The organism is Lysinibacillus mangiferihumi (genome assembly GCF_003049665.1).
Taxonomy (GTDB): Bacteria; Bacillota; Bacilli; order Bacillales_A; family Planococcaceae; genus Lysinibacillus; species Lysinibacillus mangiferihumi.
Map to the genome: position 1 here is coordinate 82,124 of NZ_PYWM01000007.1, position 11,970 is coordinate 94,093.

General features: G+C 39.9%; 8 protein-coding genes and 1 other annotated feature. Of the genes, 3 read left to right on the forward strand and 5 right to left on the reverse strand.

Annotated features, from left to right (window positions below; genetic code table 11):
- Positions 1-50: 50 nt before the first annotated feature.
- Positions 51-254 (reverse strand) — a binding site (T-box leader).
- Positions 255-356: 102 nt separating this feature from the next.
- On the forward strand, positions 357-3,443 hold the full coding sequence (locus C9J37_RS09010; RefSeq protein ID WP_107895062.1) for a transglycosylase domain-containing protein: 3,087 nt from the start codon (positions 357-359) through the stop codon (positions 3,441-3,443).
- A 91-nt stretch (positions 3,444-3,534) separates the two neighbouring features.
- Positions 3,535-4,416: an NAD-dependent epimerase/dehydratase family protein gene (locus C9J37_RS09015; RefSeq protein WP_107895063.1), complete on the forward strand. Its 882-nt coding sequence runs from the start codon at positions 3,535-3,537 to the stop codon at positions 4,414-4,416.
- Between the two features lie 142 nt (positions 4,417-4,558).
- On the opposite strand, the gene C9J37_RS09020 is transcribed toward C9J37_RS09015, so the two are convergent.
- The 5 genes from C9J37_RS09020 to acsA all read right to left on the reverse strand — a co-directional run bounded on the left by C9J37_RS09020 (position 4,559) and on the right by acsA (position 10,796).
- Positions 4,559-5,689, reverse strand: coding sequence for an acetylornithine transaminase (locus C9J37_RS09020; protein ID WP_107895064.1), 1,131 nt, complete (start codon positions 5,687-5,689; stop codon positions 4,559-4,561).
- A 65-nt stretch (positions 5,690-5,754) separates the two neighbouring features.
- Positions 5,755-6,519: an acetylglutamate kinase gene (argB, locus tag C9J37_RS09025; RefSeq protein WP_107895065.1), complete on the reverse strand. Its 765-nt coding sequence runs from the start codon at positions 6,517-6,519 to the stop codon at positions 5,755-5,757.
- A complete protein-coding gene (gene argJ / locus C9J37_RS09030; protein ID WP_107895066.1) occupies positions 6,482-7,714 on the reverse strand; it encodes a bifunctional glutamate N-acetyltransferase/amino-acid acetyltransferase ArgJ in 1,233 nt (410 codons plus the stop codon). The genes argB and argJ overlap by 38 nt, the downstream gene beginning before the upstream one ends.
- Positions 7,715-7,801: 87 nt before the next feature.
- A complete protein-coding gene (gene argC / locus C9J37_RS09035) occupies positions 7,802-8,836 on the reverse strand; it encodes an N-acetyl-gamma-glutamyl-phosphate reductase (RefSeq protein ID WP_167397279.1) in 1,035 nt (344 codons plus the stop codon).
- 232 nt (positions 8,837-9,068) lie between these two features.
- Positions 9,069-10,796, reverse strand: a complete 1,728-nt coding sequence (gene acsA, locus C9J37_RS09040; RefSeq protein ID WP_407656237.1) for an acetate--CoA ligase — start codon at positions 10,794-10,796, stop codon at positions 9,069-9,071.
- A 522-nt stretch (positions 10,797-11,318) separates the two neighbouring features.
- Between acsA and C9J37_RS09045 the strand changes: the two genes are divergently transcribed.
- Complete coding sequence (locus C9J37_RS09045) at positions 11,319-11,951, forward strand: GNAT family N-acetyltransferase (RefSeq protein WP_025220327.1); 633 nt, start codon at positions 11,319-11,321, stop codon at positions 11,949-11,951.
- Positions 11,952-11,970: the final 19 nt, after the last annotated feature.

The following is an 11,970-nucleotide window of genomic DNA, read 5'->3' on the forward strand; positions in this document are numbered from 1 at the left end:
CATCTTTTAGCGTGTAGAAACAAAAAAGTCCCTACACGCAACAAATTGCATGCAGGGACGTTAATAACTAACGCGGTACCACCCAGCTTGAAGATGTCATCCATCTTCCTCTTCATTCAGCCGCCTTTATCGCAGGCGCGCACGTCTAAGCTCCAAGTACGTAATTCGTCTCTACATTATGACCAGCTTTCACCAACCGCTGGCTCTCTAAACAGGGAATATAGATACTACTGCAAACTCTTCATCACTAGAAAACTATAAGCATTATTCTATACGATTCTGTTTCAATGTCAATAACTATGTTCGAGACAATTCATTATATGCTATAATAAACAAGATTTTAGGAGGTCGATACCTTGAAGGATTGGATTGAGAAAATCAATGTAAAGATCGATGCATTTCTCGAACAAAAATGGATGAAGACATTACGTATTTCAGGCAGCGTCGTCTGGAACTTATTTTTACTATTTTTAGTCTTTGCATTGGTAGGCACTGTATTTGTTGGTTCTGTTGGCGCCGGCTATTTTGCCTCACTTGTACAAGAAGAACCTTTACGTTCGAAAGAAGAGTTACGAAACCTTATCTTCAACTATGAGGAAACAAGTGAAATTTATTTTGCCAACGATATTTATATGGGAAAATTGCGTACAGATTTAGAACGTCGTGAAACGTCTCTTAGCGCAGTAGCCCCTGACTTAATTAATGCAGTACTCGCAACGGAAGATGAATATTTCCGTGAACATAATGGAATTGTTCCAAAAGCTGTTATTCGAGGATTGCTGCAAGACGTTACAAACTCTGCCACACAGACAGGTGGCTCTACATTAACACAGCAACTTATTAAAAACCAAGTGTTAACAAATGAAGTTTCCTATGAGCGAAAAGCGAAGGAACTGCTACTTGCCATGCGCTTAGAGCACTTTATGACAAAGGAAGAAATATTAGAGGCATACTTAAATATTATTCCTTATGGTCGAAATGCAACAGGGCGTAATATCGCAGGTATTGAAACAGCAGCTGAAGGTATTTTTAATGTGAAAGCAAAGGATTTAACGCTTCCTCAAGCCGCTTACATAGCTGGTATTCCTCAGGCACCGTATACTTACACACCATTTACAAATACAGGTGTGCTAAAAAGTGAAGAAGCATTAAAATTAGGCATCGATCGTATGAAAACGGTGCTCTACCGCATGAATGAAGCTGGCTACATTAATGAAAAACAGTATGAAGATGCGCTCGCATATGACATTACAGCAGACTTCCGTACACCAGAAGCACGTCCAGAGGATCGTTATCCATGGTTAACGTTTGAGCTAGAGGAACGAGCAAAAGAAATTATTGCTGAAAAACTAGCCAATGAAGATGGTATTGATTCAGAACGTTTAAAAACGGAAGAAAAATTACAAGAAAAATATTCGATTTTGGCAGACCGAGACATTCGTTCAAAAGGTTATCGTATTTATTCCACTATCAACAAGGATATGTTTGATGCTATGCAAAAAGCAGCCGATAATTTTAAATACTACGGTCAGACATATACGGGTAAAGGCAAAGATCCTGTAACAGGTGAGGAAATCGATGTGCAAATGCCTGTTCAAGTTGGTAGTATTTTAATCGAAAATAGCACAGGTCGAATTTTAAGCTTCCTAGGTGGTCGTGATTTTAAAATAAATCAATTAAACCACGCTACTAAAGCTTACCGCTCGAACGGTTCAACTATGAAACCATTACTTGTCTATGCCCCAGCCATTGAATATGGCGTTATTGGTGCAGGAAGTCCATTAGTTGACGTCAAGTTCTCTATTGGCGATTGGAGTCCAACGAACTATTTGACGAACGATGAGCGTGGTCTTATTCCAGCACGTGAAGCGTTAGCTGACTCAACAAACATTTCAGCGCTACGCTTATACATTGATATTTTAAATAGACGTCCCGCTGAATTTTTAGCAAAAATGGACTTCTCACAATTAAAACCTGAAGACTATACAAATCCTTCAACAGGGATTGGTGCTTTACAAATAGGTACAACTGTTGAAGAAAATACAAATGCATTTGCAACTTTTGCAAACGGTGGTCAATTTATCGATGCTTATATGATTGAAAAAATCGAAGACCAAGATGGAAATCTTATTTACCAACATAAAGTTGAACCTGTACAAGTGTTTAGCCCTGAGACTTCTTATATCGTAACGGATATGTTACGAGATGTTTTAACAAAAGGAACAGGTACAGTTGCAAAAAATACATTAAAATTCTCTTCTGATTTTGCAGCTAAAACAGGTACTTCCCAAAAATATAACGATGTCTGGTTAGTAGGCTATAATCCAAATGTTTCACTTGGTGTATGGATGGGCTACGATAAACAACGCTCACTTAATGCCTTTAATAATACGTATTTACAACCAAGTGTACGTATTAACAAGCTATGGGGTACTTTAATGAATTCTATGTATGATGTAGATCCTAAATTAATTGATGCTCCTTCAAACTTTAAGGCACCAAAAAATGTTGTGACTGCTTCATTCTGTGGTATTTCTGGTCTAGCACCTTCTGCCGCTTGTGCAAATGCAGGATTGGTACGCTCAGATTTATTTAACGCGAAAGTATTTTTACCGTCACGACCTGATGATAGCCTCGCTTCATCAAGCGTCGTAACAATTAAAGGTAAAACGTATAATGCACATCCAAACACACCAGCAGAATTTGTAAAATCTAGTGGCGCTGGTATTAACCAAGCCTTTATTAAACGGATGTTAGGTAGACTGGGTGGGAACCCTGCAAGCCTACTTCCTAAAAATTCATCACTATCAAATTCATCTGTATCAGCTGTCGACTTCCCAGCAGATGGTAGTCCACCAGCGGCTGTAACAGCATCCATTTCAGGCAATACACTATCTTGGAGTGGCTCATCTAATGATGTGGTAGGCTATCGAATTTATAATGTAACAAATGGTGGTAACACACTAGTTACTTCGGTGCTAGAAGCAACGCAAAGTATAACCGTCGCAAGCGGACAAGCGTATGTAGTTGTAGCAGTTGATATTACTGGTTTAACTTCACCACAGTCAAATGTTGCGTCAACAGGTGGTAGTGAGACAAAACCAGAAGAAGAGGACAAAGGTGAACAACCAACGACGCCAGACGTTCCTATTCCACCAGTGAATGGGAATAACGGCAATGGGTCTGGCAATAATGGCTCTGGTTCTAACGGCAATGGGTCTGGTGGCAATGGCTCTGGCTCTAACGGCAACGGCTCTAATGGTAACAATGGTTCCGGCTCTAGCGGCAACGGGTCTGGTGGCAATGGCTCTGGCTCTAGCGGCAACGGCTCTAATGGTAACAATGGTTCCGGCTCTAGTGGCAACGGGTCTAACAGTGGCTCCGGCTCTACTGGAGGAAATAACGGAGATACGACACCACCTACAGAACCACCTACAGAATAATTATTTAGGCTTACTACATTGAAATTTCAATTGTAGTAAGCCTATTTTTTTGTCATTATTAAGAGGACTACTAAACAAAGGGGTAGATAACATGAAAATTCTAGTTTTAGGGGGCACACGCTTTTTCGGTAAAAAATTGGTGGAGCTTTGCCTCGAGAATAACCATGACGTTACAATTTTAACTCGCGGTCAAAGTGGCAATCCTTTTGGAGCACAAGTTCAACAGCTTTCGGTTGATCGCAATGATGTTGAAGCATTGACAAAAGCACTCGCTACTACAACGTGGGATATCGTCTACGATAACATTTGTTACTCTCCAAATGAAGCCCAGAAAATTGCGCAGATATTACAAAATAAAATTAAAAAGCTCGTCTTTACCTCTACGCTCTCGACGTATGAAGCGGATGGAAAGATGAAATCTGAAACTGATTTTAATCCGTATGACTACGAGATTCGTATGGGCGATAGAGATGATTTCACATACGGTGAAGGCAAACGGCAAGCAGAAGCTGTCCTTTTTAAAGAAGCAACATTTCCAGTGGTCGCTGTACGTTTCCCAATTGTCCTTGGTGAGCATGACTATACTCGTCGCTTACATTTTCATGTTGAGCGCATTTTAAATGGGCAACCAATATCCATGCCAAATGTTGAAGCAAAAATGAGTTATATTACTGATGATGAAGCAGCAGCATTTTTATATTTTGCTGGAACTGCACCGATTGAAGGTCCGTATAACGCCACAGCAACAGGTACTATTTCATTACAGGCATTACTTGCACTTATTGAGCAGGAATCAGGAAACCGAGCCAAAGTATCACTAATTGGCGGTGATGAAACATCACAGTCACCTTATGGCATTCCAACACATTGGTATATGTCGAATGCAAAAGCAGAAGCAGCAGGCTTTAAATTCAGCCATTTAAACGATTGGCTTCCGAGTCTTGTTACGACATTAGTGAAACAACTCCAATAAAATATCTAGTGAATCGCTAGGAAAGCTTCCACAAAACAACCGCCATAGAGCGGATAGCAAAGCAAAAAAGTGTTAGATTGATTGCAGTCAACCTAACACTTTTTTTCGTTTTATCTATAGTAGTTTACAAGCCAACGATAGATTATAGTAAAATTGTTTTTAAAATTTGTACAGCTTCGTCAATCTCTGCTTTAGTCACTGTAAGCGGTGGTAAAAGTCGAATGACATTTGGGCCTGCGCCTACCAGTAGTAACCCCTTTTCCTCCGCTGCTGTAATATAAGGCGCTACTTCTGCATCACCGCAACCGATTCCAAGTAATAATCCTTGCCCTTGTACCGTATAACTTGTTGGTAAATTGGCTTGCAATTGCTTCATAAAATATGAAGATAAGTTCTGCACATTTTCTAAAAAACTTGGCTCAAATACATAATCAATGACCGTTTGCGCAACATGCATTGCTAATGGATTACCACCAAATGTTGTACCATGCGTCCCAGGACCGAATGTGTCATAAAACTCTGTTGTTCCTAACATTGCTCCCACTGGGAATCCTCCGCCTAAGCCTTTTGCTAATGTCACAATATTTGGTTGTAACACGGTTTGCTCATATGCATAGCGCGTCCCTGTTCTTCCGATACCAGTTTGCACCTCATCGACAATTAATAAAACACCTTTGTCTTCGCAAATTTTGGCGATAGCAGCTGCAAATTCAGGCGTTACACTATTAACACCACCTTCACCTTGAATCATCTCCAGCATAATGGCTGCAACTGAATCGTCAACGGTTGCTTCAAGTGCCGCTACATCATTGAATGGAAGTGTTGTAAATTTATCGACAAGTGGTCCAAATCCATTATGTACCTTACCTTGACCAGTTGCTGACATTGCGCCAAACGTGCGACCGTGGAATGATTTTTCAAAAGTAATGATATGATGTTTCCCAGTATGCTTACGTGCTAGTTTGATGGCCGCTTCATTAGCTTCAGCACCACTATTACAGAAAAACGCATACTTCAAATGTGTATCTGCCACTAATTTTTGGGCAACTTTTTCTTGCCCAGGTATATCAAATAAATTCGATATATGCCAAAGTTTTTCACTTTGTTCTTGAATCGCTTTGACAATAGCAGGATGTGCATGCCCAAGACTAACAACAGCAATGCCGCTTGTGAAATCTAAATACTTTTTGCCACTAGCATCTTCCACAACAGTTCCTTGCCCTTTTACGATTTGTGCACGACGTTTGCCATAGTTTTCAAATAAAGCACTCATTCTATCAGCTCCCCAAGTTATTTTTTAGGACGTCATCTCCACAACATGACGTCCATACCTTCCCCTTACGGCAAAATCGTTGTACCTACTAATGTATCTCCAACAATCTGCACTGATGGAATTCCTGCATTTAGACAATCGATCGCCCCTTGCACTTTTGGAATCATTCCACCGTAAATATGACCTTCCTCAATCCATTGTGTTATTAATGAAGGCGTTACTTCTGTTTGATAATCGCCTTGAATACGAATACCGGAGACATCCGTAACAAGAAGTAAACTCTCCGCTCCCACAGCGAGGGCTACTTCACTCGCCACAGTGTCTCCGTTAATATTAAGCGCTTGCCCCTTTAGATTCGCTCCAACACACGCGATGACTGGCACAATTCCAGCAGCAATTAATGCTTCTAACAGCGATGTGTTCACGGATTGTATCTCACCTACAAAGCCGTATATGTCCTTGTCTAAAAAGTCTGCTACAAGTAATTGCCCATCAAAGCCATTTAAACCGACTGCCGCAATCCCCGCTGTTGTTAACTCGTGTACTAGCGCAGGATTAACATTCCCGATTAATGTAGACTGGACAACATCCATTGCTGCTTCACTCGTTACGCGAATACCATTTAATGTATGAGATTCAATATCTCGTGTAGCTAGCTCCCGATTAATAGCAGGGCCGCCGCCATGTGTAATAATAAGTTCAACGCCACTCTCTTGTAGCTTTTTAAAATTGTCAAAAAAATCGTCATTTAAGCCTTCAAGCGTACTACCGCCTAGCTTAATCACCATGCGTTTACGAGCGGTATGATGCATTGATTTGAACATAGTCATACGTTAAGTCACATCCCCAAGCATGCCCTTTGCCTTCACCTATGCCAAGTGACACGTGTATTTTAACTTCATGCATTTTTAAAATTTGGATTAATTCATCTTCTGAAAAGGCAATTGGCTCTCCGTTTTCAACCATTGTTGCGCCACCAATTTGAATGGTAATTTTGTCAGGGTCAACTGTCGCGCCACTATAGCCAACCGCTGCAATAATACGTCCCCAGTTCGCATCGCAACCAAATACAGCTGTTTTGACAAGTGGCGACCCAACTACTGTTTTCGCGATTTTACGTGCCTCATCATCTGAAATAGCACCTTCTACTTCCACCTCAATTAGTTTCGTTGCACCTTCACCATCTTTTGCGATCATTTTGGCTAAGTCTTGTGCCACGGTTTTTAAGGTATAGTAGAAGTTATGCCAATCAGGGTGTGCTGATGTTAAAGCATCATTGCCAGCTACACCATTTGCCATCACGACGACCGTATCATTTGTCGATGTATCGCCATCCACTGTAATGGCATTAAATGTTAGGTTCGTAATATCTGATAAAGCTGCTTGTAATACATGCGATTCAATATTCGCATCTGTTGTAATAAAACCTAGCATTGTTGCCATATTAGGTTCAATCATTCCCGAACCTTTCGCTACACCTGCAATAATAATCTCTTTGCCATCAATGATTGTGCTATAGCTTGTATTTTTCATAACAGTATCAGTTGTCATAATGGCCTGTGCAAAATCAATGGCACTCTCTAAACAATCTTTTGGTTGTAGTTGCGATATCCCGCTAGCTACTGGCTCCATATTCATAATTTCACCAATTACACCAGTTGAGCACACACCAACTAAATTTGCTGCAATCCCTAACTTTTCAGCGGTTAAAGCTTGCATTTTTTGCGCATCCTTTACACCTTGCTTACCCGTACAAGCATTAGCATTACCTGAGTTGACAATCATTGCTTGCATTTTTTTCGTTGTGTAGACAACTTCTTTCGTTACTTTTAATGGTGCTGCCTGAACCGCATTTGTTGTAAATACGCCAGCTACACTTGCTGGTACGTCACTAACTAAAATAGCCAAATCTTTTTTCTTATGCTTTAATCCACAGTGTAACCCCGCTGCTTTAAACCCTTTAGGCGATACGATGTTTTTACTTGATAATTTTTTCATAACGTTTGTTGACGCTGTTAATGTCATAAACTAATTCCTCCTCAGTTTCAAGAGTGACTGGTGACTGGCACCGAAACAATTCTAAATATTCAAAATCGTTTGGGTGACTGGCACTTAAATGAACAATGGCACGACATCTAGGCCTGTTGTTTGTGGTAAATCCAATTGTACATTCATATTTTGAATCGCTTGCCCAGCAGCACCTTTAACTAAATTATCAATAACTGCAACAATGGTTGCTCGATTTGTACGGCTATCAACTTTTACGAAAATATCACAATAGTTAGAGCCCTTCACACGATTTGTAGTAAGGCTATTCATATCTGTTATTACCCGTACAAATGGATGTTTTTCATATGTTGTTTGTAGGCAAGCCACTAATTGTTCCTCTGAGATACCAGGCATTACGGGTGCATACGCTGTCGATAAAATACCACGTGTCATTGGAACTAAATGTGTATTAAAAGTAATGGTCGTCTCCACATTGGCAAACATTGAAATGGCTTGCTCAATTTCTGGAATATGTTGATGTGTATTTGTTTTATAAATGGAGAAACTTTCGTTCACTTCACTGAAATGCGTTGTTTGTGATGGTTTATTGCCAGCACCAGAAATACCACTTTTCGCATCAATAACGAGATAATTCGGGTCGATCAATTGCGCTTTTAATAAAGGTAATAACGACAGCAGAACAGCTGTTGGATAGCATCCTGGGTTCGCAATAAGAGCAGCATTTTTTACATTATGTGCATTCCACTCTGTTAAGCCATAAACACTTTGCTCAATAATTTTTAGTGGTGCTGCCTTTTTCCCGTACCATTGTTCATAGCTTGCTGGATTCTTTAAACGAAAATCACCTGATAAATCAATTAACTTCGGACCTTTTCCAACTAAAGGTGGTAATAACTCACTTGTCACACCCGAAGGCGTACTTGCAAATACTACATCCAATTTCGATAATGCTTCATAATCTATTTTTTGCAATGGCGAATCTATAATTGTTACTAAATGTCCGAACTTCGAAGAAAAAACGACACCTTCTTCAGAAGATGTAAATAAATCTATCTGTTCAACCGCCGGATGATTATGTAAAAAACGAATTAATTCTAATCCTCCATAACCTGTTGCACCAACAATTCCTACTTTCATTCCACTCACCTCTAAAATAAGTTAAAAATAGTATACGTCTGCATAAATATTAAGTCAACTGAATTTTTATTTAATTCTAGTATTTTCTTAATCTTCTGTTATAAATTTCAGGAATACAGAATGGCTACGATACATTCAGAAAAAAGAAGGTAGGAACTCTTTCATAGTCGAATGAATTCCTACCCTCTATATGTTTTCTGATTGAATAAAAATAAATTGCCTATTGCCCCTTCTAATCTTCCATCGTCGAAAGATCACCAGTTGGTAAATTTAACTCCCATGCCTTCAACACACGTCGCATAATTTTACCACTTCTTGTTTTCGGTAGCTTTTCCTTAAACTCAATTTCACGCGGGGCAGCATGAGCTGATAACCCCCTTTTGACAAACTCGCGAATATTCTCAATTAAAGCATCTGATGGTTCAACACCTTCACGCAAAGATACAAATGCTTTAATAATTTCTCCACGAACAGGGTCTGGTTTTCCAATTACACCTGCTTCAATGACATCTGGATGTTCTAGTAGCTTGCTTTCTACTTCGAATGGTCCTACACGTTCTCCAGCTGTCATAATGACATCATCTACTCGACCTTGGAACCAAAAATACCCTTCATCATCCATATAAGCTGAATCACCCGACACATACCACTCACCTTTTAGGAAGTATGATTCGTATCGCTCAGGATTACCCCAAATTTGACGCATCATCGCAGGCCAACCTCGACGTACCGCTAAATTCCCCATAGTAAATGGTGGTACTTCATTGCCCGCATCATCTACAATTGTCGCATAGACGCCAGGCAATGGTTTCCCCATTGAACCCGGTTTAATATCCATACTTGGATAGTTACAAATCATATGCGCGCCGGTTTCGGTCATCCACCACGTATCATGAATACGATGCCCTAATTCGTCACATCCCCAACGTATCACTTCAGGGTTAAGGGGTTCTCCAACAGACAATACATGGCGTAATGATGACAAATCATAATTTTCTAACATTCCACTACCAGCCCCCATTAACATACGGAAAGCTGTTGGCGCACTATACCAAACTGTAACACTGTAATCCTCGATTGCTTGATACCATGCTTGTGGTGAGAAGCGACCACCAACAATCAGCATTGTCACCCCATTTAACCATGGACCAAAAATGCCATAAGATGTCCCCGTTACCCAACCTGGATCTGCTGTACACCAATAAATATCATTGTCTCCTAAATCTAGTACCCATTGTGTAGATTGATAGTGCTGAATCATTGCATTATGCACGTGTAACACACCTTTTGGTGCACCTGTCGAGCCAGAAGTATAATGCAAAATCATACCGTCTTCACGGTCCATCCACTCAATATCAAATGTAGCAGCAGCCTCTTTCATACGCTTATTAAAATCTAAAATTTGCGGTGTTTCTTCTATATCAGAACCTATTAAAAATACATGTTGCAAGTTAGGTAGTTTATCTAACGGTACTCGACCCAGTAACTCAGGCGTTGTGACTAACACTTTTGCATCGCTATCTGAAAGACGGTCATATACCGCTCCTTCCATGAATGCTTCGAATAGAGGTCCTACAATAACCCCCATTTTTAATGCGCCTAATAAAGAAAAGTAAAGCTCTGGTGAACGCGGCATAAAAATAAATAAACGATCGCCTTTTTCTAAGTTTGTCGCTGATTTAAAAACATTGGCAGCCTTGTTTGTCAGCCTTTTCATTTCATTAAAAGAATAGGCTTCTTTGCGTTTTCCATCCGTGTAATACAGTGCCACTTTATTTTTTCTAGACGTTTCTGTATGGCGATCAATAGCCTCATAAGCCATGTTTACTAATCCTGTTTTATGCCAACTAAATGCCTTTTCAGTTTCAGCCCAATCATGATTTATTGCTGCCTCCTCATAATTTGGCAAATGATAGTGCCCTGGTATTGCCTTCAATTTCTCCATTGTTTTCATCCCCATGAAATTACCCCTTCCTTTTTTTGCTTTAGTCCATTCGTAAGCAAATTTCAAATCGTACTCACGATACCCCTGGCAATTAGGCCTTGACGTACGCGTAGCTGCCTGTCACATCGTTCGCACTTTGCTTGCGTGCAATATAATTTCCCTTGAAGCCTCTTATAAAGGATAAAAAGAGAACCTCCATCCCCATATGGAAAATTAAATTTAATAATGGCAATTGAAACAATTTCGCCATATAAAACAGCTACTGAATGCTATTAAAATTCGCCACTTTCTCCAAAGACAAATACGTTATGTAGCAATTGTTATAGAACAGTTTATGCGCTATAAATATGAGCAATGCTTATAATACAACATTCATCTGTTAAATAACAGTTGCAATATACATCTATTTTACACGAATTTTTCAAGAATGTCTCAATATTTTTATTTTTCCAAAAATGTAGTTATATTTCGTAAATTTAAGCGTTTTTCGGCTTTAAATCAGCTATAATGGAATTATTAAACTCAGGTGGTGTAATTATGGAACATAAAAAGACTTTTTTTTCTGTTACAAAGGAGACAAAGCATGGTACTGTTTATGTGGAAGGGCCTGTTCCTCCAGAAAAATTAGCTACGTATACATTCCACGAGGGATTAGTTGCCTTTAGACCTCCTAAACAACAACAGCAAGCCATTATAGAAATCGCAGGGCTTCCTGAAGGTCGCATTATTATCATTCGAAAAGACAACATTATTGTAGGCTACGTCACCTATTTATATCCCGATCCGCTTGAACGTTGGGCAGAGGACCGCATTGATAATATGATTGAGTTAGGAGCCATTGAGGTAATTCCTGACTATCGTGGGACTGGGGCTGGTAAAGCCTTGCTTTCGGTGTCCTTTATGGGGGATGAGATGGAGGATTACCTTGTTATTACAACTGAATATTATTGGCATTGGGACTTAAAAGGGACTGGGTTAAATGTATGGGATTACCGCAAAATGATGGAACGAATGATGAGCTCGGCTGGATTCGAATATTTTGCTACAGATGATCCTGAAATTACATCGCATCCAGCTAACTGCCTAATGGCTCGGGAAGGCAAACGAGTGCCTCCTGAAACAATGGAAAGATTCGATAGGCTCCGTTTTAGAAATCGCTTCATGTATTAAAACCAACACAAAGGGGATG

Bases quoted from the DNA above. Each gene is read 5' to 3' on its own strand.
- C9J37_RS09015 (WP_107895063.1), top strand. From the start codon at position 3,535: ATGAAAATTCTAGTTTTAGGGGGCACACGCTTTTTCGGTAAAAAATTG.
- C9J37_RS09020 (WP_107895064.1), bottom strand. From the start codon at position 5,689: ATGAGTGCTTTATTTGAAAACTATGGCAAACGTCGTGCACAAATCGTA.
- argB (WP_107895065.1), bottom strand. From the start codon at position 6,519: ATGACTATGTTCAAATCAATGCATCATACCGCTCGTAAACGCATGGTG.
- argJ (WP_107895066.1), bottom strand. From the start codon at position 7,714: ATGACATTAACAGCGTCAACAAACGTTATGAAAAAATTATCAAGTAAA.
- argC (WP_167397279.1), bottom strand. From the start codon at position 8,836: ATGAAAGTAGGAATTGTTGGTGCAACAGGTTATGGAGGATTAGAATTA.
- acsA (WP_407656237.1), bottom strand. From the start codon at position 10,796: ATGGGGATGAAAACAATGGAGAAATTGAAGGCAATACCAGGGCACTAT.
- C9J37_RS09045 (WP_025220327.1), top strand. From the start codon at position 11,319: ATGGAACATAAAAAGACTTTTTTTTCTGTTACAAAGGAGACAAAGCAT.